Raw genomic sequence first — 24,954 nt, forward strand, 5'->3', positions numbered from 1 at the left:
AAGACCCCAACTGTCGCCTTTGTGCACCAGGCTGGCCGACAATTCCGCCCATGAACACCCCCCATCGCCTGCCCGTGCTCTTCGTCGGCCACGGCAGCCCCATGAACACCATCGAGGACAACCACTGGCGCCGCACCTGGCAGGCGCTGGGGCCTCAGCTGCGCGAGCGCCTCCCCGGGGTACGCCTGATCCTGTGCGTCTCGGCCCATTGGCTGACCCATGGCTGGTGGCTCACCGGCATGGACCGGCCGCGCACCATCCACGATTTCGGCGGTTTCCCCCAGGCGCTGTTCGACCAGCAGTACCCCGCGCCCGGCGCGCCCGGCCTGGCGCGCGAGATCGCGCAGTCGCTCCAGTTGCCCGAGGGGCAGGGCGCGGTGGGTGTCGACGAAGGGGAGTGGGGGCTGGACCATGGTGCCTGGTCGGTGCTCAAACCCATGTTTCCGCAGGCCGACATCCCCGTGGTCCAGCTCAGCATGGACTATGGCCGGCCGCCGGCCGAGCACCTGGCCATCGGCCGCCAGTTGAAGGCCTGGCGCTCGCGCGGCGTCTTCATCGTGGCCAGCGGCAACATCGTGCACAACCTGCGCGTCATGCGCCGCGACGTGCCCGACAACCAGGCCTACGACTGGGCGGTGGACTTTGACACCCACGTCGGGGGCCTGATCCAGGCGGGCGACGCCCCCGGCCTGGCGGCGTTCCAGTCGCAGGGCGAGATGGCCCAGCTGTCGCAGCCCACCTGGGACCACTACCTGCCACTGCTTTACGCGGCCGGCGCCGTCGACCCGGACGAGCCCATCGAGTTCTTCAACGAGGGCTTCCAGGCCGCCGCCATCTCGATGAGATCGGTCATCTGGGGGTGATCCCCGGCGCGCTTCGCGCGTTTCCCTGACAGGGGGCGGCGCCTGCGGCCCCGCGAAGCCGGTTCCGCGGGCCCCCTGGCCAGGCGGTGCTCAGAGCACCGCGGCGATGGACTTGCAGACGTGCCCGATGTTCTTGCCGTTGAGCGCGGCCACGCACATGCGGCCGGTGTCGGTGCCGTAGACGCCGAACTCGCTGCGCAGGCGCACCATCTGGTCCTTGGTCAGGCCGGAGTAGCTGAACATGCCGATCTGGTCGGTGATGAAGCCCATGTCCTGCTTCACGCCGGCGGCCTTCAGCCCTTCCACCAGTTGCTGGCGCATGGCCTTGATGCGCACGCGCATTTCGCCCAGCTCTTTCTCCCACAGCGCGCGCAGCTCGGGGTTGGTGAGAACGGCCGCCACCACCGCGCCGCCGTGGATGGGCGGGTTGGAGTAGTTGGTGCGGACCATGATCTTGAGCTGCGAGAGCACGCGGTCGGCCTCGGCCTTGTCGGCGCACAGCACCGACAGGGCGCCCACGCGCTCGCCGTACAGGCTGAAGCTCTTGGAGAACGAGGTGGAGACAAAGAACACCAGGCCGGCCGCCACGAACTTGGCGATCACCGCGCCGTCTTCGGCGATGCCGTGGCCGAAGCCCTGATAGGCCATGTCCAGGAAGGGCGTGAGGCCGCGCGCCTTGACGACCTCGATCACGCGATCCCATTGCGTGGGCGTGATGTCGTAGCCGGTGGGGTTGTGGCAGCAGGCGTGCAGCACGGCGATGGTGCCGGGCGCGGCGGCCTGCAGGCTGGCCAGCATGCCGTCGAAGTCCACGCCGCGCTTGGCCGCGTCGTAGTAGGTGTACGTGCCGACCTCGAAGCCGGCCTGGGTGAAGAGGGCGCGGTGGTTTTCCCAGCTCGGGTCGCTGATCAGCACCTTGGCGGACGGGCTCAGGCGCTTGAGGAAGTCGGCGCCGATCTTGAGGCCGCCGGTGCCGCCCAGGGCCTGCACGGTGGCCACGCGTCCGCTCTTGACGGGTTCGCTGTCGGCGCCGAAGACCAGGCCCTTGACCGCGTTGTCGTAGGCGGCGATGCCGTCGATGGGCAGGTAGCCGCGCGCGGCGGGCTTGTCCATCATGGCCTTCTCGGCCGCCTGCACGCACTGCAGCAGCGGCAGCTTGCCGTTCTCGTCGAAATACACGCCCACCCCAAGGTTCACCTTGTTGGGGTTGCTGTCGGCGGCGAACTGCTCGTTCAGACCCAGGATCGGGTCGCGGGGGGCCATTTCAACGGCGGAGAAGAGGCTCATGAGGGGGCTGGGGAAGAGGTGGAAGACCCGGAATTCTAGAGCGCTGGCCACCGCACAGCCGGGGGTATCGGAGCTTCGTCAGGTGTCGACCTTTGACTGCGCTTGCGTCGCCATGATGTACTGCGCGTGCAGTACTGCATGGAGTCCCACGTTTGAATGAGTTTCCCGAGGCGTGAAGGTGGTTCACCATAGGGTGCTGGGGTATATTCGCCGACTGTTTACTTTTATTAACACTTGTCCCTTCTTTGGAGGCCGTGAGCATGCAAAAACATACGTCCATCCGCTTCCGCGTGGCCATGTTGGCGGCTGCGGCCATCCTGGCTGGCTGCGCCAGCGGCGGTTCGTATCCGCCCGCGCCTCCGACCGCATCCGCGGGCGCCAGTTACAACTACCTTGTCGGCCCGGGCGACACGCTGTCCATCAGCGTGTGGCGCAACCCGGAGCTGTCGGCCGTGGTGCCCGTGCGGCCGGACGGCAAGGTCTCCGCCCCGCTCGTCGATGAACTCCTTGCCCAGGGCAAGACCTCGCAGGAAATCGCCCGCGACGTCGAGAAGGCGCTCGGCAAGTACGTGCGCGATCCGGTGGTGACCGTGATCGTCACCAACTTCGTGGGCTCGCACAGCGAGCAGGTCCGTGTGGTGGGCGAGGCCGTCAAGCCCCAGGCCCTGCCGTTCCGCCACAAGATGACGGTGATGGACGTGCTGATCGCCTCCGGCGGCCTGACCGAATTCGCCAGCGGCAACAAGGCCACCATCGTGCGCGCCGCCGAAGGCAACAAGCGCTACAGCGTGCGCCTGGACGACCTGGTCAAGCGCGGCGACATCTCGGCCAACGTCGAGATGCTGCCGGGCGATGTGCTGATCATTCCCCAAGGCTGGTTCTGACCAAGCCCTTCCGATTGATCACCGTCGTCCGACGGTGATCGCGCTTGCCCCGATCGTCCCGCCATCCGCATGCATGAACTGATCCACCAACTCACCAACGCGCTGCGCGGCATGTGGCTGTACCGCCGCACCGGTGTGGCCGTGGCATGGGCCGTGGCCCTCCTGGGCGCCGCCGCCGTGATGTTCATCCCCGACCGCTTCGAGGCATCGGCCCGGGTGTACGTCGACACGCAATCCATCCTGCGTCCGCTGATGGCGGGTCTGACGATCCAGCCCGACGTCGAGCAGCAGGTGGCGATGCTGGGCCGCACACTCATCAGCCGGCCCACCATCGAGAAGCTGGTGCAGACCGAGGACCTGGGCGTGCCCCTGGCCGGCAAGGCAGAGCGGGACGCGCTGGTCGGCCGCATCATGGGCAACATCCAGCTCAAGTCCACCGGCCGCGACAACCTGTACACCATCTCCTACCGCGACCAGAACCCGCAGCTGGCGCTGCGCGTGGTGGACGCGCTGATGAAGACCTTCATTGCCTCGCGCACGGGGGCCTACACGGCCGATGCGCAGAACGCGCGCAAGTTCATCGAGGAGCAGATCCGCAACTATGAGTCCAAGCTCACCGACGCCGAGACGCGGTTGAAGGACTTCCGCCTGCGCCACATCGACATGCAGACCCAGGGTGGGGTGGACATGGCCGGTCGCATGGCCGAGATCAGCACCACGCTGAGCCAGGCGCGGCTGGAGCTGCGCGAGGCCGAAAGCGCCCGCGAAGCGGCCCGTGCCCAGCTCGAGCAGGCCCGCGCCGCGGCCCGCAACGCCGCCGCCACCTTGCCTGCCCAGACATTCGCCACGCCCGAGATCGACGCCCGCATCGACGTGCTGCGCCGCAACCTCGACGGCCTGCTGCAGCGCTTCACCGAGCAGCACCCCGACGTGCAGAACACCCGCAAGCTGATCGCCGAGCTCGAGCAGCAGAAGGCGCGCGAGGTCGAGGCCCTGCGCAAACGTGCCCAGCAGGCCGAGGCCGCCGGCCGGCCCATGCCCGACATGAACCCCGCGATGCAGGAGATGTCGCGCACGCTGGCCGCCACCGAGGTGCAGGTCGCCTCGCTGCGCGCGCGCGTGGCTGAATACGAAGGCCGCGCGGCCCGCATCCGCGAACAGGCCAAGGTGGCGCCGCAGGTCGAGGCCGAACTGGCCCAACTCAACCGCGACTACGACGTGCACCGCAAGAACTACGAGGACCTGGTCGCGCGGCGCGAGACCGTGGCCCTGAGCAACGAGCTGCAGAGCGACGCGCACGTGGCGCAGTTCCGCGTGGTCGAGCCGCCTCAGGTGTCGCGCCGCCCGGTGGCCCCCAACCGCGTGGTGCTGCTGCCCGGCGTGCTGCTGCTCTCGCTGGTGGCCGGCGCGGCGGTGGCGTTCATGGTGAGCAACCTGCGGCCGGTGTACTTCGATGCCGCCGGCCTGCGCAGCGCGGTCGACCTGCCCCTGCTGGGCGTGGTCACCCAGGTGCGCAACGAGGTGATCCGCCACCGCCAGGGGCGCAGCTTGCTGCGGGTGATCGTCGCGATCGCCGCGCTGGTGCTGCTGTTCGCGCTGGGCATGGTGGCGCTGTCCATTCACCAGTCATCCGTTTGAATGGGGCCTGAAGCGATGGCAAGTCTGATCGAAAAAGCGGCGCAACGGCTGGAGCAGCTTCGCCAGGCCGGGGCCGACATACCCGACACGCCCGAGGCCCCGCCGGCTGCCGCGGCGCGCCCGCCTGTGGCCATGCCGCGGCCCACCCAGCCCCTGCGTCCGCAGAGCAGCTCCAAGGTCGTGCAGCTCGACCTGGACGCCCTGACGGAAGCGGGCTTCGTCACGCCCAAGGCCCAGCGCTCGCTCACGGCCGAGCAGTTCCGCGTCATCAAGCGCCCGCTGCTGGCCAACGCCATGGGCAAGGGCGCCGCGCCCGTGACCCACGGCAACCGCATCATGATCACCAGCGCGCTGGCGGGCGAGGGCAAGACCTTCACCGCCATCAACCTGGCGGTGAGCATCGCCATGGAGCTCGACCACACGGTGCTGCTGGTCGACGCCGACGTCTCGCGCCCCTCGGTCATGAAGACCCTGGGCCTGCCGTCCGGCCGGGGCCTGATGGACCTGCTGGTGGGCAACGAGACCGAGATGTCCGAGGTGCTGCTGCGCACCAACATCGACAAGCTCACGCTGCTGCCCAGTGGCACGCCGCACGCGCGCGCCACCGAACTGCTGGCCAGCGACGCCATGAGCACGCTGGTGGAGGAGATGGGGCGCCGCTACCCCGAGCGCATCATCATTTTCGATTCGCCGCCGCTGCTGATGACCACCGAGTCGCGCGTGCTGGCCTCGCACATGGGCCAGATCGTGATGGTGGTGCAGGCCGGCCAGACGCAGCGCGCCCAGGTGCGCCACGCGCTGGAGGCGATCGAGAACTGTCCGATCAAGCTCATGGTGCTCAACCAGGTCCGCGAGGAAGAGCGCAACTCCTACGGCTATGGCTACGGCTACGGCACGGATGCGCCGGCCGAGGCGAACACCACGGCCTGACGGCCAGCGAGGCAGACCATGCGCCCGATAGCGACCCCCTCGATCCCGCGCCTCCGGTGCCGCCTGCCACTGAGCGCCGTGGCCCTGGCCACCCTGGCGCTGGCGGGAACGGCGCGCGCGCAGGTGCCGATGGAAGTGCCGGGCGCCACCACCCAGGTGCAGGAGTCGATCACACCGCAGGGGCCGCCGCCGCGCGTGTGGATCGAGCCGCGCGTGTTCGCCCGCCAGTGGTACACCGACAACTACCTGCTCAGCGGCACCGACCGCCAGTCCGAATGGACCACCGAGCTGGGCGCCTCGGTGCTGGCCGTCTTCAACCTGCCGCGCCTGACCGGCAGCGTCGACTACTCGCTCAGCGGCCTGTACCAGGCGCAAGGCGTGGGGCAGGAGGATCACCTGCAGGGCCTGGACGCCAACTTGCTGCTCGACGCCTGGAACAACACCGCCTTCGTCGAGTTCAACGGCAACGTCGGCCGCAGCCGCGTGTCGGCCTTCGATGTGCAACCGGTGGGCGATTTCGAGCGCCCGAACCTGGCGGAGACCAAGCAGTTCCGTATCTCGCCCTACCTGCGCGGCAGCTTCAACGACGCCGTCGACTACGAGTTGCGCTACAGCCGCTTCACCTCGCGCACCCAGGCCGACAACCGATCGGACATCGACGAGAACACCGTCTCGGGCCGCCTGGCCAGCAGCGAGGGAGTGGCCCGCCTGGGCTGGGCGCTGGACGCCTCGCGCAGCAACCTCGACTACAGCCTGGGCCGCAAGGTCACGCTGCAGCAGGTGATCGGCCAACTGAACTACGCGGTGACCCCGACGCTGCTGGTCTACGTGCAGGGCGGCCGCGAATCCAACAACGTGCTCACGGCCGACACCGAGTCCTACTCCACCTGGGGCGGCGGCTTCAACTGGCGACCGACGCAAAACGCGCGCATTGCCATGGGCGCGAACAAGCGCTTTTTCGGCCACGACCACAACCTTCAGGCCGAGTACCAGATGCGCCGCGCGGTGGTGCGCTTCACGGACTCGCGCGACATCTCCACCAGCCAGCTGGGACTGGGCGACGGCAGCACCACCCTGTCGGGCCTGCTCGACGCCCTGTACGGCGGCAGCATCCCCGACCCGGTGCAGCGCGCGCAGCGCGTGCAGAGCGAGCTGGAGCGCCTGGGCCTGCCGGGCAACACCACCAACTTCCCCGGCTACCTCACGTCCTTCGTCACCGAGCAGCGCATCCAGGAACTGGCCTTCGTGCTGATGCTCAACCGCGGCGCCCTCACGGCCGCGATCCAGCGCACGCGCTCGAACCAGCTCAACAACAGCCTGGTCACCGGCGACGACTTCAACTTCGCCAGCGAGATCCTGCAAAAGGGCTGGAGCGTGGCCTACGCGCACCGCCTCTCGCCGCGCTCCGCGGCCAGCATCACCTTCCAGCGCCAGGAAAACGTGGGCGTGGGCACGACGCTGTTCAACCGGCTCGATTCGATCACCCTGGCGCTGACCACGCGCCTGAGCGCTCGCACCACCGGTGTCGTGATGCTGCGCCGCTCGTCGTTCGACGCCACCACCCCTTACCGGGAAACGGCCATCCAGGCCATGGTTTCCCATCGGTTCTGATCCATGTACGAAGCCTTCTACGGGCTCAAGAGCAAGCCTTTCCAGCTCAACCCGGACCCGCGTTTCTATTTCTCGGGCAAGCCGCACCGGCGCGCGCGCTCCTATCTGGTGTACGGCGTCATGCGCGGCGAGGGCTTCATCGTCATCACGGGCGAGGTGGGCGCTGGCAAGACCACCATCGTGCGCGACCTGCTCGACAGCCTGGAGAACGGCTCGGTCGTGGCCGCCCAGCTCGTCAGCACCCAGCTGGGCGCCGAGGACGCGCTCAAGCTGGTGTGCGCCGCCTTCGGCGTGTCCGTCAAGGGCAACAGCAAGGCCGACATGCTCATGGCCCTGGAGGCCTACTTCATCACCCAGGTCTCGCAGGGCAAGCGCTGCCTGCTGATCGTCGACGAGGCGCAGAACCTGCAGCCCCAGGCGGTGGAGGAGTTGCGCATGCTCTCCAACTTCCAGTTCGGCGACCAGGCGCTGCTGCAGACCTTCCTGATCGGCCAGCCCGAGTTCCGCGACATCCTGCAAAGCCCGCGCATGCTGCAGCTGCGCCAGCGCGTCACGGCGCGTTGCCACCTGGGCCCGCTGGACGAGGAAGACACGCGCGGCTATGTGGAGCACCGCCTCAAGTGCGCCGGCGCCACCGACAAACCCACCTTCGACGAAGGCATCTTCGCGCTGCTGCACCAGGAGTCGGGCGGCATCCCGCGCCGCATCAACCTGCTGGTGGACCGGCTGCTGTTGCAGGGCTTTCTGGCCGAGACGCCGCACCTCACGCTGGAAGCCTTCCAGGACGTGGTGAACGAGGCCCGCGCCGAGACCGCCGCCTCGCCCACGCGCACCGAGCAGGACGCCAGCCGCTGGGGCCCATTGGCCGAGATTCCCCTGCGCGGCATGCCGCCCACGCTCACCGACCAGGTCGAGCCGCTGGACCTGGACATCGACCCCGGCATGGTCGAGGGCATGTCCGAGCAGCTCACGCAGGTGGCGGCCGAGCAGCTCAGCGCGCGCCTGCTGCGCATCGAGCGCAGCGTGCTGCGCCAGGAGCGCATCAGCCTGGAAATCCTCAGCTCGCTGCGGCGCATCGTCGCGGGCGCCCGCAAGGGACGCAATGGAAACGGTCCGCAGGGCGGCGCGCCCAGCGACACGCCGCCGGGCTGACCCCTTTCAGGGAGAGCACCTCATGCTGATGAAAACCGATCGCCTGAATGCCCTCACCATCGACGTCGAGGACTACTTCCAGGTCTCCGCCCTGGCGCCCTACATCCGGCGCAGCGACTGGGACCGCTGCGAGTGCCGCGTCGAACGCAACGTGGACCGCATCCTGCAGATGCTGGCCGACGAGGGCGCGCAGGCCACCTTCTTCACCCTCGGCTGGATCGCCGAGCGCTACCCGGCCATGGTGCGCCGCATCGTCGAGCAGGGCCACGAGCTCGCCAGCCACGGTTATGGGCACCAGCGCGTGAGCGACCTGGACGCCACCGACTTCCGCGACGACGTGGTGCGCGCGCGGCGCGTGCTGGAAGACACCGGCGGCGTGGAGGTGCTGGGCTACCGCGCGCCGAGTTTTTCTATCGGCGAGGGCAACCTCTGGGCCCTGGACGTGCTGGCCGACACCGGCCACCGCTACAGCTCCAGCATCTACCCGGTGCGCCACGACCACTACGGCTCGCCCGACGCGCCGCGCTTCGTGCACCCCGTGCGCGAGGGCCTGATCGAGGTGCCGCCCACCACGCTGCGGGTCTTCAGCCACAACCTGCCGTCCAGCGGCGGCGGCTACTTCCGCTTGCTGCCCTACAGCCTGTCGCGCTGGATGATCGAATCGGTGAACCGGCGCGACGGCGAGTCCGCCATCTTCTATTTCCATCCCTGGGAGATCGACGCCGAGCAGCCGCGCGTGCCCGGCATCGACCTGAAGACGCGCTTTCGCCACTACGTGAATCTCGAGCGCAACGAGGCCAAACTGCGCCGGCTCCTGAAGGACCTGCCCTGGGGCCGCATGGACCAGATCTTCCTCGGGCGCCGGCAGGCAGAGGTGGCGCTTGCCTGAGACCACGAACCTGAGCCTGCACCGCCTCGATGGCTCGCGCGCCGCGGATGCCGCGCGCTGGGACGCCTTCGTGACGGCCTGCCCCGAGGCCACCTTTTTCCACCGCGCGGGCTGGGAGCGCATCACGCGCGAGGTGCTGCGCCACGACACGCATTTCCTGTGGGCCGAATCGAACGGCCAGATCCGCGGCGTGCTGCCGCTGGCGCGCGTGCACAGCCGCCTGTTCGGCCATTCGCTGAGCAGCCTGCCGTTCGCGGCCTATGGCGGCGTGGCCGCGCTGGACGACGAGGCCCGCGCCGCGCTGGAGGCCGAGGCCCAGGCCATCGCCCAGCGCCTGGGCGTGGACCACCTGGAACTGCGCCACCTGCAGCGCCGCCACCCCGACTGGCCCGCGCAGGACGCGCTGTACGTCACCTTCCGCAAGCCCATCGAGCCGACCGAAGAGGCCAACATGCTGGCCATTCCGCGCAAGCAGCGCGCCATGGTGCGCAAGGGCATCAAGAACGGCCTGGTCTCGCACATCGACCCCGGCGTGGACCGTTTCTTCGCGCTCTACGCCAGCAACGTGCACCGGCATGGCACGCCGGCGCTGTCGCGGCGCTACTTCCAGGCCTTGCGCGACACCTTCGGCGACGACTGCGAGGTGCTCACCGTCACCGACGACCAGGGCAAACCCCTGTCCAGCGTGCTGAGCTTCTACTTCCGCGACGAGGTGCTGCCCACCTTCGCGGGCGACGACACCGCCGCGCGCGACCTGGCCGGCAACGACTTCAAGTACTGGGAACTCATGCGCCGCGCCTGCGCGCGCGGCCTCAAGGTCTTCGACTACGGCCGCAGCAAGGTCGGCACCGGGCCGTTCTCGTTCAAGCGCAACTGGGGCTTCGAGCCCACGCCGCTGCACTACGAGTACCGGCTCTACAAGCGCGACAGCATCCCCCAGAACAACCCGGCCAACCCCAAGTACAAGCTGATGATCGAGACCTGGCGGCGCCTGCCGCTGCCGGTGGCCAACTGGCTGGGCCCGCACATCGTCAGGAACCTGGGGTGAGGGCAGGGCGATGACACCGCTGCTCTACCTCGTCCACCGCATGCCTTACCCGCCCGACAAGGGCGACAAGGTGCGCTCGTACCACCTGCTGCGCCACCTGCAGCAGCGCCACCGGGTCTTCCTGGCCACCTTCATCGACGACCCCGCCGACGAGGTCCACCTCGACGCCCTGCGCGCCCTGTGCCCGGACCTGTACGTGGCGCGCCTGAACCCGCGCTGGCGCAAGCTCGCCAGCGCGCGCGCGCTGCTCACGGGCGAGGCCCAGTCGCTGGCCTACTACCGCCACGCCGGCCTGCGCGACTGGGTGAGGCGGGTGGCGGCCGAGCACCAGCCCGTGGCCAGCGTGGTGTTCTCGTCCACCATGGCGCCCTACGCCCACGAGCTGCTGCCGCGGGTGCCCATGCTGGTCGACCTGGTGGACGTGGACTCGGCCAAGTGGACGCAGTACGCGCCCGCCCACCGCTGGCCCATGTCCTGGGTGTACCGCCGCGAGGGCCGGCGCCTGCTCGCGCACGAACGCGACATGGCCCTGGCCGCGCGCCGCAGCTTTCTCGTCACGCCGCAGGAGGTGGAGCTCTTCGTCTCGCTCGCGCCCGAGTGCCGCGACCGCGTGGAAGCCGCCGGCAACGGCGTGGACGCCGAGCGCTTCCGGCCCGACCCCGCGCTGCCATCACCGTTTGCCGCCGACGAGCGCGCCATCGTCTTCACCGGCGCCATGGACTATTGGCCCAACGTGGACGCCGTGGTCTGGTTCGCCACCGAGGTGCTGCCGCGCATCCGCGAGCGCGAGCCCCAGGCCAGCTTCTGGATCGTGGGCCGCAACCCCACGCCGGCCGTGCAGGCGCTGGCGGGCGGCGCGGTTCACGTCACCGGCACCGTGCCCCAGGTGGAACCCTACCTGCAGCACGCGGGCGCGGTGGTGGCGCCGCTGCGCGTGGCGCGCGGCATCCAGAACAAGATCCTGGAGGCCATGGCCATGGGGCAGCCCGTGATCACGGTCCCGTCCTGCGCCGAGCCGATCGGCGCCACGGCCGAGCAGGGCCTGTGGCGCTGCGACGAAGCCGAGTGCTTCGCGCAAGGCGTGCTCGCCTGGCTGGCCGATCCGGCGCGCCGCGAGCGCCTGGGCGCGGCGGCGCGCGAACACGTTGTCCAGAACTTCAGCTGGCAGGCCAACCTGGACCGCCTCGCGGCCTGGCTGCCCACCACGGAGAGCTCCTGATATGTGCGGCATCGCCGGCCTGTTCGACCCCGTGGGCCTGCGGCCCTTCGACCCGGCGCTGATGCGCCGCATCAACGACGTGCAGTCGCACCGCGGCCCCGACAGCGACGGCCTTCACCTGGAGCCCGGCCTGGCCCTGGGCCACCGGCGCCTGTCGGTCATCGACCTGTCCACCGGCGACCAGCCGCTGTTCAGCGAGGACGGCAGCATCGCCATCGTCTTCAACGGCGAGATCTACAACTTCCAGCAGCTCGTGCCCGAGCTGCGCTCGCTGGGCCTGAAGTTCCGCACGCGCAGCGACACCGAGGTCATCGTCAACGCCTGGCGCGCCTGGGGCCCGGCCTGCGTGCAGCGCCTGCGCGGCATGTTCGCCTTCGCGCTGTGGGACCGCCACCAGCAGACCCTGTTTCTGGCGCGCGACCGCCTGGGCGTGAAACCACTGCACTACGCCTGGCTGCCCGACGGCAGCTTCGTCTTCGGCTCCGAACTCAAGACCATCACCTCGCACCCCGGCTTCCAGCGCCGCATCGACCCGCTGGCGGTGGAGGAGTACTTCTCGCTGGGCTACGTGGCCGACCCGCGCTGCATCTACGAGGGCGCGCACAAGCTGCCTTCGGCGCACACGCTCACGCTGCGCCGCGGTGGCGCGGCGCGCCCCGAGCCCCAGGCCTACTGGGACGTGCGCTTCACCACCGACAACCCCATCAGCGCCGCCGACGCCCAGGCCGAGCTGCGCGAGCGCCTGCGCGAGTCGGTGCGCCTGCGCATGATCGCCGACGTGCCGCTGGGCGCCTTCCTGTCGGGCGGCGTCGATTCGAGCGCCGTGGTGGCCACCATGGCCGGCCTGTCCGAATCGCCCGTGCACACCTGCGCCATCGGCTTCGACGATCCGCGCTTCAACGAGTCGGACTTCGCCAAGATGGTGGCCGATCGCTACCGCACGAACCACACGCTCGACGTGGTGGGCAGCGACGACTTCGGCCTCATCGACACCCTCGCCTGGCTCTACGACGAACCCTTCGCCGACAGCTCCGCCATCCCGACCTACCGCGTCTGCCAGATGGCGCGCCGGCACGTGACCGTGGCCCTGTCGGGCGACGGCGGCGACGAGAGCTTCGGCGGCTACCGCCGCTACCGCCTGCACCTGGGCGAGGAGGCCGTGCGCCGCCGCCTGCCGCTGGGCCTGCGCCGGCCGGTTTTCGGCCCGCTGGGCCAGATCTACCCCAAGGCCGACTGGGCGCCGCGCCCGCTGCGCGCCAAGACCACCTTCCAGGCCCTGGCCATGGACAGCGTGGAGGCCTACCACCACAGCATGTCCCACCTGCGCGCCGACCAGCGCAGCGCGCTCTTCAGCGAGGGCTTCAAGCGGGGGCTGGGCGGCTACAGCGCGCTGGACGTCTTCACCCAGCACGCCGACCAGGCGCAGACCGACGACCCGCTGGCCCTGATCCAGTACCTGGACTACAAGACCTGGCTGGTCGGCGACATCAACACCAAGGTGGACCGCGCGAGCATGGCGCACTCGCTGGAGGTGCGCGAACCGCTGATGGACCACGAGCTGATCGAGTGGCTGGCCACCTTGCCGAGCCACCTGAAGATCGATGGCAGCGAAGGCAAGGCCCTGCTCAAGCGCGCCATGGAGCCCAAGCTGCCGCACGACGTGCTCTACCGGCCCAAGATGGGCTTCTCCGTGCCGCTGGCCGACTGGCTGCGCGGTCCGCTGGCGGGCCGCGTGAAAGAAGCCGTGCTGGGCGATCGCCTGCGCGACTCGGGCTACTTCCAGGAGCGCCAGCTCCAGCGCCTGGTGGACGAGCACCAGCGCGGCACCAGCGACCACGCCACGCCGCTGTGGATGCTGGTGATGTTCGAGGCCTTCCTGCGCCGGCACGAACTGAGCCCGGAGGACAAACCGTGAACGCCGCACGGCCGCCCGAAGGCGTTCGTACCGCAGCGCAAAGCGCGGAGGCGTGCCGATGAACGCCGGGGCGCGCCGCCTGCGGGTGCTGCACGTGGTCTACCGATTCGACATCGGCGGGCTGGAAAACGTCATCGTGCAGCTCATCAACCGCCTGCCGGCCGAGCGCTTCGAGCACGTGGTGCTCTCGCTCACCACGGTGAGCGACTTCCGCCAGCGCGTGGAGCGCGAGGGCGTGCGCTTCATCGCGCTCGACAAGCCGCCCGGCCACGCGCTCAAGCAGTACCCCGCCATCTGGCGGCTGCTGCGCGAGATCCGCCCGGACGTGCTGCACAGCTGCAACCTCGCCCCGCTCGAGGTGGTGCCCGTGGCCTGGGCCGCGGGTGTGCCCTGGCGCGTGCACGTCGAGCACGGCTGGGACGCGCACGACCCCCAGGGCCAGAGCGCCAAGTACCGCTGGTTGCGCCGCGCCTACGCGCCCTTCGTGAGCCGCTTCGTGTCCGTCTCGGCCGACCTGGACCGCTACCTCGGCGAGGCCGTGGGCGTGCCGGCGGCCAAGCGCCACCTGATCGGCAACGGGGTGGACACGCGCCGCTTCTCGCCCGGCCCCGCGCCGGCCATCGAGGGCTGCCCCTTCGAGCCCGGCCGCCACTGGCTGGTGGGCACCGTGGGCCGGCTCATGACGGTGAAGAACCAGCCGCTGCTGGCGCGCGCCTTCGTGCGCTGGCTGCGCGAGCGGCCCGAACTGGCCGCGCGCGCGCGGCTGGTCATCGTGGGGGAGGGCGGCCTGCGCGCCGAGGTCGAGCGCGTGCTCGACGAGGCCGGCCTGCGTTCCCTGGCCTGGCTGCCGGGCGCGCGCAGCGACGTGGCCGCCATCCTGCGCGCGCTCGACGTGTTCGTGCTGCCTTCGCAGGCCGAGGGCACCTCGTGCACGCTGCAGGAGGCCATGGCCAGCGCCCGCCCCGTGCTCGCCACGGCCGTGGGCGGCACGCCCGACGTGTTCGAGGACGGTGTCAGTGGCCTGCTGGTGCCCTCCGACGACGAAGCCGCCATGGCCCGCGCCCTGAACCGCCTGCACGACGACGCTCCCTTTGCCCAGGGCCTGGCCCGAGCCGCGCGCGAGCGCGCCGAGCAGCACTACTCCATCGACCGCATGGTCGACGCCTACGCCGCGCTGTTCGCGCGCGCCGCGGCGCCGCGCCTGCAGGTCGCCTGAACCCGCCATGCGCATCCTGTACCACCACCGCACCGCCAGCAAAGACGGCCAGGCCGTGCACATCGAAGAAATGATCGAGGCCCTGCGCGGCCTCGGCCACGAGGTACGCATCGTCGCGCCCGCCAGCGGCGGCGACGAGGGCCGCATGGGCGGCGGCGTGGGCTGGGTGCACCGCCTGAAGGCCGTGCTGCCGCGCGCGCTCTATGAGTTGATGGAAATCAGCTACAGCGCCGTGGCCTACCGCAAACTGGTGGCCGCCGCGCGCGAATTCCAGCCCGACGTGATCTACGAGCGCTACAACCTGTTCCTGCTGGCCGGTGTCATGGCCAAGCGCAAGCTCGGCCTCCCGCTGCTGCTGGAGGTGAATGCCCCGCTGGTGCACGAGCGCGAGCAGCACAGCGGCGGCCTGTCGCTGCAGCGCCTGGCGCGCTGGGCCGAAGGCACCGCCTGGCGCGGCGCCGACGCGGTGCTGCCGGTGACGGCCGTGCTGGCGGACCACGTGAAGGCCTACGGCGTGCCGGCCGAACGCATCCACGTGGTGCCCAATGGCATCAACCGCTCACACTTCGCGCAGGCGCCGGGCCGCGACGAGGCCAAACGCCAGCTCAAGCTGCAAGGCCGCCTGGTGCTGGGCTTCACCGGTTTCGTGCGCGAATGGCACGGCGTGGACCGCATCATCGACTGGATGGCCACGCCCGACGCGCCGCCCGAGGCCCACCTGCTGATGGTGGGCGATGGCCCGGTGCGCGGCGCGCTGGAGGCGCAGGCGGCGCGCCTGGGCCTGTCCGATCGGGTCACCTTCACCGGCGTGGTGCACCGCGACGCCGTGCCCGCGCACGTGGCGGCCTTCGACATCGCGCTGCAGCCGGCCGTCACGCCCTACGCCTCGCCACTCAAGCTCATGGAGTACCTGGCGCTGGGCAAGGCGGTGGTCGCGCCCGCCACGCCCAACCTCATGGAGGTGCTCACGCACGGGCTCAACGCGCTGCTGTTCGAGGAACAGGGCCGCGGCGCGCTGGAAGCGGCACTCACCCGCGTGTGCCGCGACGCGGAGCTGCGCGAGCGCCTGGGCCAGGGCTCCGCGAACACCATTGACCGGCTGGAGCTCACCTGGACGGGCAACGCCCGCCGCGCGGTGGCGCTGGCCCAGGCGGCCCAGACGACACAACACCGCGGGGCGGCCGCATGACACCCATGAAGGTGCTGCTCTTCTCCTCGCTGTTCCCGAGCGGCGTGCGGCCCATCCACGGCATCTTCGTGGAGACGCGGCTGCGCGAGCTGGTGAAAAGCGGCGAGGTGCAGGCCAAGGTCGTGGCGCCGGTGCCCTGGTTCCCGTCCACCGCCAAGCGCTTCGGCGAATACGCCCAGTTCGCCGCCACCCCCCGGCGCGAGGAACGCAATGGCCTGGAAGTGTTTCACCCGCGCTACCTGCTGCTGCCCAAGGTGGGCATGAACCTCGCGCCCTGGGCCATGGCGCTGGCGGCGCTGCCGCTGCTCAGGCGCCTGCAGCGCGAGGGCTTCGATTTCGACCTCATCGACGCCCACTACTACTACCCCGACGGCGTGGCCGCCGGCCTGCTGGCGAAGTGGCTGGGCAAGCCCTTCGTGGTGACGGCGCGCGGCACCGACCTCAACCTCATCCCGCAGTACGCCTACCCGCGCCGCCTGATCCTGGACACGGCGGCGCGCGCCAGCGGCTCCATCGGCGTCTGCCAGGCGCTCATGGACACGCTGCGCGACCTGGGTGGCGAGCCGTCCAAGCTGCACACCCTGCGCAACGGCGTGGACCTGGAGCGCTTCGTGCCCGAGCCGCGCGCGGCGGCGCGCGAGCGCCTGGGCCTGCCGGTGGACGGGCGCTACCTGCTCTCCGTGGGCCTGCTGATCGAGCGCAAGGGCCACCACATCGCCATCGAGGCGCTTACGCAGCTGCCGCAGGTCACCCTGCTGATCGCCGGCTCCGGTCCGGACAGGGCGAAGCTGGAGGCCCTGGCCGCGCGCCTGGGCGTGGCCGATCGCGTGCGCTTCGCGGGCGTGGTGCCGCAGGCCGAGCTGAAGTGGTGGTACGCCGCGGCCGACGTGCTCACGCTGTGCAGCAGCCGCGAAGGCTGGGCCAACGTCTTGCTCGAAGCCATGGCCTGCGGTACGCCCGTGATCGCCACCAACATCTGGGGCACGCCCGAGGTGGTGAGCACGCCGGACGCCGGCCGGCTCATGCGCGAGCGCGACGCCGCCTCGCTGGCGGAAGCCTGGCGCGAGCTCATGCTGATGCCGCCGGCGCGCGAGGCCGTGCGCCGGCACGCGGAGCGCTTCTCGTGGGACGACACCACCCGCGGACAGCTCGAGCTGTTCCGGTCGGTGATCGGGCGGCCCCCTCTCGCGCTGCGAGGTCAAGGGCATGAAGCGGCGTAGTTCATGGTGGCTCGCCAGCGCCGTGCTGGTCGCGGTGCTGGCGCTGCTCTACTGGCAGTCGCCGCGCGGCGGTGCCTTCTGGTGGAGCGACGCGGCGCGCCACGCGCTCAACAGCGCCTTCGTGACCGACCTGCTGCGCGACCGGCCCTGGCAAGACCCGGTGGGTTATGCCTACCACTACTACGCGCAGTACCCGGCGCTCACCATCCTCTTCTACCCGCCACTGCTCTATGCGTTGACCGCCCCGTTCTACCTGCTGTTCGGCGTGTCGCACGAGGTGGCGCTGCTGGTGGTCTTCCTGCATTACTTCGCCTTTGGCCTGGGCTGCTGGCGCCTGGCGCGCTGCTGGCTGGCGCCGCTGCCCGCGCTGGCCTTTGCGCTGCTCATGGTGCTGATGCCCGAGATCGCGCTGTGGGGCCGGCAGGTGATGACCGAGGTGCCTGCCTACGCCTTCCTGGTCTGGAGCCTGGTGGCTTTCGTGGAGCACCGGCGCAGCGGGCGCATCGGCTGGCTCTACCTGAGCGCGGCGCTGCTGGTGCTGGCCATGAACACCAAGCTCACCGTCGGCTTCGTGGGCCTGGTCTACCTGGCCGTGTTGGCGCGCGACCAGGGCCTGGGCCTGCTGAGGCGCGGGCACCACTGGGCGATCGCCGCGCTGACGCTGGCCGCCCTGGTGCCGGTGGTCCTGATGACCCTGAAATTCGGCCAGGCCAACCTGCAGTCCGTCGCTGGCGTGGCCGACGCCGTGGCCCCGCGCTGGAGCGTGCAGGGCTGGCTGTGGTACCTGCGGCAACTGCCTTCGCAGATGGGCTGGCCCCTGCTGGCCGCGGCGCTGTGGGGCGTGTGGCGCGCCTGGCGCCAGCGTGCCGCGCTGCCCTGGTGGGGGCTGTGGCTGAGCTGGTTCGTGCTGGGCTACGTGTTCTTCTCGCTGATCGACCTCAAGGAAGCGCGCCACAGCGTGTTCCTGCTGCTGCCCCTGGCCTTCGTGGCTGTGTGGGCGGTTCAGGACGCCCTGCCGGCGCTCAGCGGCCAGGCGGCGCTGCTGGCCCTGGTGCTGTCCACCGGCGCCATCACCCTCTGGTGGCGGCCCGTGCCTTACGTGGATGGCTACGCGCGCGTGGTCGACCAGATCGCGCGCCTGGCGCCGCGCCACAGCGTGGTGCTGTTCTCGGGTTACCGCGACGGCTCCTTCATCTTCAACCTGCGCGCGCGCGAGGACCGGCGGGACCTGAGCGTGCTGCGCGCCGACAAAATCCTGCTGCGCCTGTCCGTGCGGCGCGAGCTCGGCGTCGAGGAAAAATCCCTGAGCGAAGCGGAACTCGGCCAGCTGCTCAACGATCAAGGCGTGCACTACGTGGTGATGCAACCGGGGTTCTGGACCGACCTGGAGGCCATGCGCCGCTTCGAGCACCTGATGGCCAGCCCCCAATTCGAGGAGGTCGCGCGCATCCCCACGCCCGCCAATCACCACGCGCACGAGACCGAGCTGGTGATCCTTCGCAACAAGGGGCCCGTCAATCCGACCCCGAAACCGCTGAACATCGAACTCAAGATGATTGGCCGGACGATTCCCGCGAACTGAAGCGAACCCTCATGGAAGCCCTCATCTTCATGTTCGACGTGGCCTGCATGACCTACGTCTGCTGGCGCATCTACAAGGCCGACCCGAAGCGGCCCACGCCCAACGACCTCGGCTACTTTCAGTACCGCGTGCACGAGCAGCATCCGCCGACCGATGCCGGCGATGGCAAGCGCAAGCGCAAGGGAGCGGCGAGCAGCCGGCCTGGGGAGCGTCGCGGTGCGTGACCTGCTCTTCGCCCTCGCCATGCTGGCCCTGATCCCGCTGGCCTTCGTGCGCCCGTTCAACGCCTACATGCTGTGGGGCTGGACGTCCGCGATGATTCCCACGGGCTTCCTGTTCGGCTTCATGGCCAGTGCGCGGGTGAACTTCATCTTCGCCGGCATCACCTTGCTGCTGGTGGTGCTGCGCCGCGTGGACTGGAGCCAGTACCGATTCAACTGGGCCGTGGTCCTGTACCTGGTGTTTCTGCTGCACGCCACGGTCTCCTGGCTCACGGGCTACGCCGGCAACGACAACAACTTCAAGTACTTCGACCTGCTGATGAAGGGCCTGGTCTTCAGCATGCTCATGCCGATGTTCGTGCAAACGCGCATGCACTTTCACGCCATCCTGTTGGTGGTGGTGTTCGGCCTGGGCCTGCACGGGGTGATCGAGGGCCTGAAGACCGTGGTCTCGGGCGGCTCGCACAACATGTTCGGTCCGGCCGGCAGCATGCTGTACGACCGCAACCACCTGTCGACCGCGCTGGCCATGGTGCTGCCCATCGCCTATTACCTTTACCTGCACTCGGTGCACCGCTTCGCGCGCTGGGGCTTTCTGAGCGTGTTCGTGCTCATTGTTCTGGCCATCATGGGCGGCGGCTCGCGCGGCGGTTTCGTGGCGCTGGCGGTGGTGGCCTTCTGGCTCATCCTCACCTCGCGCCACCGCTGGCGCACGCTGTTCATCGTGCTGGCCATGGGCCTGCTGCTGTCGCAGTTCGTGCCCGACTCGGTGGTGGCCCGCCTGGAGACCATCGGCGAAGCCAAGGAAGACGACTCCTTCATGGGCCGCGTGCACGCGTGGAAGATCAGCTCGGCCCTGGCGCTGGAGCACCCCTTCTTCGGCGGTGGCTTCCATGCGGTGCAGGTGCAGTACGTGTGGGACCATTTCAAGACCGCGCCCAGCCTGCTTGACTTCCTCAACTTGCCCGAGCCCGAATTCGTGCGGGCCAAGGCCGCGCACAGCGTGTACTTCGAGGTCATGGGCGATCTGGGCTTCCTCGGGCTGTTCCTCTACCTCTTGATCTTCTCCCTGCCGCTGCTGAACCGCTTCTCCGTCAAGCGCATGGCCACGCGGCTGGGACCCGACTACGTGTGGGCGCGCGACCTGGGCGACATGCTGATGCTGGCCGTCATGGCGTATCTGGTGGGCGGCGCCAGCGTGAGCGTGGCCTATCTGGAAATGGCCTACTTCATGGTCATGCTGATGGCGGTGCTGCAGGTGCATTTGCGCCAGCGCCTGAACGAGCACGAGCGCGAACAGGCGCGCCTCGCGCGCGCGGCGCCGAACCGGGGCGTGGCGTGAGCCAGCCTGTGCAGCGCGACGCCGCGCCGATGGTCTCGGTGATCATGCCGGCGTGGAACGCCATGCGCTACATCCACGCCGCCATCGACAGCGTGCTCTCGCAGTCCTACCGCGACCTGGAGCTGATCGTCATCAACGACGGCTCCAGCGACGGCGACTACGCCGCGCTGGAGCGCATCGACCCCCGCGTGCGCGTGATCGATGGCCCGCGCGGCGGCGTCTCGCGCGCGCGCAACCTGGGCATGGAACAGGCGCGCGGGCGCTACCTCGCCTTCATCGACGCGGACGACCTCTGGGTGCCCGGCAAGCTGAAGGTGCAGGTGGACTACCTCGAAGCCCATCCCGAAGTCGGCATCGTGTTCGCCGAGATCCACCGCTGGCGGCCCGGGCCCGATGGCACCTGGCCCGACCCGTCCGAGCACTACCCCGACGAGCAGGCCCTGGCGCGCACCAACCCCGAGTGGAGCGGCTGGATGTACACGCGCATCCTGATGGGCTGCACCCTGGGCATGATCACGCCGCTCATGCGGCACGAGGTCTACCGCCAGGCCGGCGGTTTCGACGAGAGCATGGAGCGCGGCGAGGACTACGATTTCTGGCTGCGCTGCTCGCGCCATGCGCACATCCAGGGCTTCTCGTCGGTGATGGCGATCTACCGCATCCACCCGGCCAGCGCCATGCACCGGATGATCGAGCGCAACCACCTCGCGGAGCTGCTCGAGCGCGCCCGCGAGCGCTGGGGGCTGAGCGACCCCGACGGCCATCGGCTGCCCGCGCTGCACTACCGCTACCGCCTGGGCCGCGCGCATTTCGACCACGGCTACACCCACTACTGGTCGGGCGACCCGGCCGTGGCGGCGCGCGAGTTCGCGCAATCGTTGCGCCGGGGCTGCCTGGTGGGCCGCTCGGCCGCGTTCTGGGTGCTGAGCCAGGTCAAGCGCCTGCGAGGCTGACACCTCGCCCCGGCGCGAACCCGCGCCGCGCTCAGGCCCCGCGCTGGCGCCAGCGCACGAACAGCGTGCGCAGCTCCCCATACAAGGGCAGGCCGAACAGCCGCAGCAGCAAGGCCCAGCCGATCGCCGCCGGCAGGCCCAGCGCCAGCACGGTGGCCCAGGCGGGCAGGGGCGGCAAGGCCCACTTCAGCGCCAGCATGCAGCCCAGCAGCACCAGCGTGAGACCGACCACCCGCGAGGCCATGGCCAGCCAGCGCCCGGGGGCGATGCCCAGGTAGCGGTACTGGATCCACAGACCCATGGGCACGGTCAGCACCTGCGCGACCACCATGGCCTCGGCGAAGCTCTGCAGCGAGCCATTGAACAGCAGCAGGATGAACACCGCCTTCAGGCACAGCAGCAGCACCATGGGCAGCCCCGCCACGTAGGGCTTGCCGATGCCCATGAGCGCCGCCGGCACGAAGGAGAACAGAACGCCCAGGCCCGCCGACACGCACAGCCAGGGCACGGCCACGGCGCTGGGCAGCCACTTGGCGCCATAGAGCAGGAAGATCACCTCGTTGGCCAGCAGCGCCGTCATGGCCATGGCCGGCAGCAACAGCGTGGCCAGGTAGGAGGTGACCCGGCAGACCTCGGCCGCGATGTCGCCCTGGCCGTGGTGCAGGCGGGCCATGTAGGGCAGGGCGAAGTAGTTCACCGCCGGCATCACGCCGCTGCTGGCGATGTTGATGGTGGAGTTGGCCTTGCTGAAGAAGCCCACGTTGGTGGGCGTGCTGAGCCGGCCCAGGGCGATGTCGGGAATGGCGTTGTCGATCGCTGTCATGGCCGAGGTGATCATGGCGCCGACGCCGAAGTTGGCCACGCGGCCCCAGTGCTTGAGACCGGGAATCCAGGGGGTTTTCGTGGTGGACAGCAGCCGCACCGCCGTGACGTGGGTGGCGATGTTGATCAGGTTGGCCCAGGCCATGGTCATGTGGCCGAAGCCTTGCAGCGCCAGCACCACGGACACCACGAAGTAGACGCCGAGCGCGATCAGCCCGGCCTTGGCGGTGCGCACGACCTCCATGTTGCGCACCAGGATGGCGCCGGGTAGGGCGCCGAAGGGGATGAGCACGAAGCCCATGGCCAGCACCTGCACCACGTGCTCCACCCGCGGTTCTTTGAAGAAGGCCGACCACAGCGGCGCGCTCAGGAACATGACCAGCGCCATCGTCCACGACGTGCACATCACCACGCCCAGGGCGGAGCGCAGGGTGTCTTCGCTCAGCTCCTTCTGCCGCTTGATGAAGGCGGTGACGCCGAAGTCGCGGAACAGGTGGGCCACGGCCACCAGCACGGCGCTCATGGAGTACACGCCGATGTCGTCCGGGTCGAGCAGGCGAGCCAGCACCATGCTCAGGATCAACTGCCCGGCGACTTCCGCATTGCTGAAGATCAGCTGGAAACCGAATTTCTTGCGGGTGGAGTTCAAGGGCGGCCTTGGATGTGTGCGAAATCCGGCATTCTGAAGGAAGCCGGACGGCTGCCCCTTGGCACGGTCCGGGCCGGCGAGCAGAATGCCGCACAAACACGCGCCGCCAGAGGCGCGGATGCGATGGGGGCATCGCTTGAACGGGAATGCGGCCGATGCGCCGCAGGAGGATTCGGCATGCTGCGCTGCTTTGATGAGGGCGTCGACGCTTCTTTGCTCGACCGGGGTTCGTTTGTCTGCGGCCACCGGCTGATGGGGCATCCCGCCCTGTCCATGGAGAACCTGGCCAAGGTCATTCCGCGCTTGCCGCAGGGGCAGGTGATGTTCGCCACCCGGCGCCTGGACACCGGGGACAACTTCGAGAAGACCTTCCGCCAGAAGCCGCTGGACCGCTCGATCGAGGAAACCATCGAAACCATCCGCGAGTCCGACGCCTACATCATGGTGAACTCGCCGCAGGCGGACCCCAGCTTCGCCGAGCTCTACCAGGACCTGATCCACGACGTCGAGTCCCTCATGTGGGAACGCGGCGTGGGCGACAAGGCGATCTCGCCCAAGCTCTACCTGTTCATCGCCTCGCCCAACAGCGTGACCCCGTTCCACATCGACCGCTACTCCACCTTCCTGCTGCAGTTTCGCGGCAGCAAGTGGGTCACCGTGTCCGATCCCTGGGATGATCGCGTGGTGACCTCGCCCGACCGTGAAAACTACGTTTCCTACGTGAGCACCCAGCTGCCCTGGACACCCGAGAAGGACGGCATCAGCACACGCTACTGGTTCGAGCCCGGGCAGGCGCTGCACATCCCCTTCGTGGCCGGCCACCATGTACACAACGGCGCCGACGATGTGTCCATCTCCATGTCCATCATCTTCAACACGCCGCAGACCACGGACTGGCGCGACGCGCTCAACTTCAACCAGCGCGCGCGCAAGGTGCTCAAGCGCGTCGGCCTGGGGCCGGGCCCGGTGGGCGTGAACCCCGGCCGCGACGCCATGAAGGCCAAGGCCTGGCGCACCTGGGCCGGCTGGCGCGGGTACTAGCTTTGGTCCACCCCCGCCGCGCTGCGCGCGACCCCCTCGAGGGGACGACACCGACGGCCCGGCAAAGCCGGTTCCGCGGTGTCTCTCGGCTCGACCGTTTCGGGCGTGGCGGGTCGTGTCTTGCCATACACCCATGAAATGAGTCCTCTTTCTCCCTCGCTCTCCATCTGGCTCGATCTGTGCCGCGTCGTGGCCGCGCTGGCGGTCTATGTGGGCCATTCGGTGGTGCTGGAACTGGCGCCCGCGTCGCTCTCGCTCACCTGGCACCGTTCGGCCGACGACGCGGTGATCGCCTTCTTCGTCATCTCGGGCTTCGTCATCGCCCACAGCACGCTGTCGCGCCATGGCAGCGCCGGGCACTACGCGCTCGCGCGGGTCTCGCGCATCTATTCGGTGGCCATTCCCGCGGTGCTGCTGGCGCTGCTGCTCGACCGCATCGGCCTGGGACTGAACCCCGACGCCTACGCCGGTTATGCCTGGCAGTACCCCAAGGCCGCGCTGGTGCCACCCTTCCACTGGCTGTTCCTGGGCGAGGGCTGGTTCGGCTCCTGGCAGCCCTTCAGCATGGAGCCGTATTGGTCGCTGGCCTATGAGGTCTGGTACTACGCGCTGTTCGGCGTGTTCGTTTACGCGCGCGGCTGGTGGCGCTGGCCCCTGCTGCTGCTGGTGCTGGGTTTCATGGGGCCGGCCATGCTGATGCTTTTGCCGGTGTGGTGCCTGGGCGTGTTCCTCTGCCGCCACCTGGGCGCCCTGCGCCTGGGGCCTTGGCCGGCGCGCGCCTTGATGCTGCTGTGCGCCCTGGCGTACGTGGCCTTCTTCCTGTCGGGTGCCCGGCAGGCCACGGACGGGGCCTCGCGCGCCCTGTACGCCGCCATCGCGGCCTGGGCGCCGTTCCCGTTCGAGCCGGGCTCCACCGAGCACGTGTTGTCCGACTACGTGACGGGCCTGCTGTTCGCCGGCTTCGTGGTGGGCTGCGCGGGGGGCGGCTGGAACTTCCCCGCGCGCGCCGGCCGGCTGATCCGTTGGCTGGCCGACCGCACCTTCAGCTTCTACCTCATCCACTTCAGCCTGCTGGTGCTGGCGCGCGCGGCGGGTGTGCCGGCCTCGGGCTGGGCGGGCTACGCCGCTCTGCTGGCCGGCGTGCTGCTGGCGACCTGGGCACTGGGGCAGATCGGTGAGCAGCGGCGCGAGGCCTACCGCGTGGTGTTCCGGCGCGCGGCCGACACGCTGCGGCGCGGCCTGGGTGCGCTGCTGCCGCGCCCGCGCCCCTGAGGCCCGGACGG

At 69.5% G+C, this 24,954-nt stretch carries 21 protein-coding genes; 19 read left to right on the forward strand and 2 right to left on the reverse strand.

Annotated features, from left to right (window positions below; all coding sequences use genetic code 11):
- Nucleotides 1–50 precede the first annotated feature (50 nt).
- Complete coding sequence (gene ygiD, locus JNX00_RS11585; protein ID WP_204742359.1) at nt 51–863, forward strand: 4,5-DOPA dioxygenase extradiol; 813 nt, start codon at nt 51–53, stop codon at nt 861–863.
- 90 nt (nt 864–953) lie between these two features.
- Here the strand turns inward: ygiD and JNX00_RS11590 are convergent, their stop codons facing one another.
- Nucleotides 954–2,150 (reverse strand): amino acid aminotransferase, encoded by a 1,197-nt coding sequence (locus JNX00_RS11590; protein ID WP_070398530.1) that lies wholly within the window; start codon nt 2,148–2,150, stop codon nt 954–956.
- A 260-nt stretch (nt 2,151–2,410) separates the two neighbouring features.
- Between JNX00_RS11590 and JNX00_RS11595 the strand changes: the two genes are divergently transcribed.
- The 16 genes from JNX00_RS11595 to JNX00_RS11670 all read left to right on the forward strand — a co-directional run bounded on the left by JNX00_RS11595 (nt 2,411) and on the right by JNX00_RS11670 (nt 21,159).
- Complete coding sequence (locus JNX00_RS11595; RefSeq protein WP_070398529.1) at nt 2,411–3,034, forward strand: XrtA/PEP-CTERM system exopolysaccharide export protein; 624 nt, start codon at nt 2,411–2,413, stop codon at nt 3,032–3,034.
- A 69-nt stretch (nt 3,035–3,103) separates the two neighbouring features.
- A complete protein-coding gene (locus tag JNX00_RS11600) occupies nt 3,104–4,672 on the forward strand; it encodes an XrtA system polysaccharide chain length determinant (RefSeq protein ID WP_070398528.1) in 1,569 nt (522 codons plus the stop codon).
- Nucleotides 4,673–4,687: 15 nt separating this feature from the next.
- Nucleotides 4,688–5,602 carry an XrtA-associated tyrosine autokinase gene (locus JNX00_RS11605; protein WP_204742360.1) on the forward strand — a complete coding sequence of 305 codons (915 nt, stop codon included), beginning with the start codon at nt 4,688–4,690 and terminating at the stop codon, nt 5,600–5,602.
- A 78-nt stretch (nt 5,603–5,680) separates the two neighbouring features.
- Nucleotides 5,681–7,213: a TIGR03016 family PEP-CTERM system-associated outer membrane protein gene (locus JNX00_RS11610; RefSeq protein ID WP_204742361.1), complete on the forward strand. Its 1,533-nt coding sequence runs from the start codon at nt 5,681–5,683 to the stop codon at nt 7,211–7,213.
- A gap of 3 nt (nt 7,214–7,216) precedes the next feature.
- Complete coding sequence (locus tag JNX00_RS11615; protein ID WP_070398525.1) at nt 7,217–8,365, forward strand: XrtA/PEP-CTERM system-associated ATPase; 1,149 nt, start codon at nt 7,217–7,219, stop codon at nt 8,363–8,365.
- 22 nt (nt 8,366–8,387) lie between these two features.
- The gene (locus JNX00_RS11620) at nt 8,388–9,254 is read left to right on the forward strand and encodes an XrtA system polysaccharide deacetylase (RefSeq protein WP_204742362.1); all 867 of its coding nucleotides are present in this window, start codon (nt 8,388–8,390) and stop codon (nt 9,252–9,254) included.
- Complete coding sequence (locus tag JNX00_RS11625; RefSeq protein WP_175442817.1) at nt 9,247–10,302, forward strand: FemAB family XrtA/PEP-CTERM system-associated protein; 1,056 nt, start codon at nt 9,247–9,249, stop codon at nt 10,300–10,302. Before JNX00_RS11620 ends, JNX00_RS11625 begins: the two co-directional genes overlap by 8 nt.
- A 10-nt stretch (nt 10,303–10,312) precedes the next feature.
- Entirely contained in the window at nt 10,313–11,521 is a 1,209-nt protein-coding gene (locus JNX00_RS11630; protein ID WP_204742363.1) for a TIGR03087 family PEP-CTERM/XrtA system glycosyltransferase, read from the forward strand.
- Between the two features lies 1 nt (nt 11,522).
- Complete coding sequence (locus tag JNX00_RS11635) at nt 11,523–13,436, forward strand: XrtA/PEP-CTERM system amidotransferase (protein ID WP_070398522.1); 1,914 nt, start codon at nt 11,523–11,525, stop codon at nt 13,434–13,436.
- Between the two features lie 58 nt (nt 13,437–13,494).
- Nucleotides 13,495–14,652 (forward strand): TIGR03088 family PEP-CTERM/XrtA system glycosyltransferase, encoded by a 1,158-nt coding sequence (locus JNX00_RS11640; protein ID WP_204742364.1) that lies wholly within the window; start codon nt 13,495–13,497, stop codon nt 14,650–14,652.
- Nucleotides 14,653–14,659: 7 nt separating this feature from the next.
- A complete protein-coding gene (locus JNX00_RS11645) occupies nt 14,660–15,841 on the forward strand; it encodes a glycosyltransferase family 4 protein (protein ID WP_204742365.1) in 1,182 nt (393 codons plus the stop codon).
- A gap of 5 nt (nt 15,842–15,846) precedes the next feature.
- Nucleotides 15,847–17,061 (forward strand): glycosyltransferase family 4 protein, encoded by a 1,215-nt coding sequence (locus JNX00_RS11650; protein WP_204742366.1) that lies wholly within the window; start codon nt 15,847–15,849, stop codon nt 17,059–17,061.
- A complete protein-coding gene (locus JNX00_RS11655) occupies nt 17,048–18,643 on the forward strand; it encodes a glycosyltransferase family 39 protein (RefSeq protein WP_204742367.1) in 1,596 nt (531 codons plus the stop codon). The genes JNX00_RS11650 and JNX00_RS11655 overlap by 14 nt, the downstream gene beginning before the upstream one ends.
- Nucleotides 18,644–18,654: 11 nt before the next feature.
- Nucleotides 18,655–18,867 carry a hypothetical protein gene (locus JNX00_RS11660; protein WP_204742368.1) on the forward strand — a complete coding sequence of 71 codons (213 nt, stop codon included), beginning with the start codon at nt 18,655–18,657 and terminating at the stop codon, nt 18,865–18,867.
- The gene (locus tag JNX00_RS11665; protein ID WP_070398516.1) at nt 18,860–20,206 is read left to right on the forward strand and encodes a putative O-glycosylation ligase, exosortase A system-associated; all 1,347 of its coding nucleotides are present in this window, start codon (nt 18,860–18,862) and stop codon (nt 20,204–20,206) included. Before JNX00_RS11660 ends, JNX00_RS11665 begins: the two co-directional genes overlap by 8 nt.
- Entirely contained in the window at nt 20,203–21,159 is a 957-nt protein-coding gene (locus JNX00_RS11670) for a glycosyltransferase family A protein (protein WP_083293051.1), read from the forward strand. Before JNX00_RS11665 ends, JNX00_RS11670 begins: the two co-directional genes overlap by 4 nt.
- 31 nt (nt 21,160–21,190) lie before the next feature.
- On the opposite strand, the gene JNX00_RS11675 is transcribed toward JNX00_RS11670, so the two are convergent.
- Nucleotides 21,191–22,630 carry an oligosaccharide flippase family protein gene (locus tag JNX00_RS11675; RefSeq protein WP_204742369.1) on the reverse strand — a complete coding sequence of 480 codons (1,440 nt, stop codon included), beginning with the start codon at nt 22,628–22,630 and terminating at the stop codon, nt 21,191–21,193.
- 177 nt (nt 22,631–22,807) lie between these two features.
- Here JNX00_RS11675 and JNX00_RS11680 point away from each other — a divergent pair, with 177 nt between their 5' ends.
- Both JNX00_RS11680 and JNX00_RS11685 read left to right on the forward strand, forming a co-directional pair.
- Nucleotides 22,808–23,671, forward strand: coding sequence for a cupin-like domain-containing protein (locus tag JNX00_RS11680; protein WP_070398514.1), 864 nt, complete (start codon nt 22,808–22,810; stop codon nt 23,669–23,671).
- A 138-nt stretch (nt 23,672–23,809) separates the two neighbouring features.
- Nucleotides 23,810–24,943 carry an acyltransferase gene (locus tag JNX00_RS11685; protein WP_204742370.1) on the forward strand — a complete coding sequence of 378 codons (1,134 nt, stop codon included), beginning with the start codon at nt 23,810–23,812 and terminating at the stop codon, nt 24,941–24,943.
- The last annotated feature ends 11 nt before the right edge of the window (nt 24,944–24,954 follow it).

It is taken from the genome of Hydrogenophaga sp. YM1 (assembly GCF_016903055.1).
Taxonomy (GTDB): domain Bacteria; phylum Pseudomonadota; class Gammaproteobacteria; order Burkholderiales; family Burkholderiaceae_C; genus Hydrogenophaga; species Hydrogenophaga borbori.